This window comes from Citrobacter sp. HN-141 (assembly GCF_033341895.1).
GTDB lineage: Bacteria > Pseudomonadota > Gammaproteobacteria > Enterobacterales > Enterobacteriaceae > Citrobacter.
This window is the reverse complement of sequence record NZ_JAWPBF010000074.1, coordinates 1-221: the sequence shown is the minus strand read 5'-3', so window position 1 is coordinate 221 and position 221 is coordinate 1. Positions and strand designations below refer to the sequence as shown.

Genomic DNA, 221 nt, shown 5'->3' with positions numbered 1-221 from the left:
TAGCAGGTGACACCGCCAAAAATGGTGTTTATGAGGTAGAGATTGACGATACATCTGGAGCAGTAACACTCAAAGATACTGATGTTGATGTGCTGCCAGCTGCAACTAAAGATGTGAAATTTAAGCAGGAACCAGCGACGTATCCTGCTATTAAGGCATTAAAAGCGGCGAATGTTGATTCCACTGATGCTGACTCTGCTTCACTTGTTAAAGTGTCTTTT

Annotated in this window: 1 pseudogene; it reads left to right on the top strand. The window is 42.5% G+C overall.

The annotated features are described in order from the left end of the window. A pseudogene (locus RYZ59_RS24920) lies at positions 1 to 221 on the top strand (flagellin FliC); the annotation flags it as partial.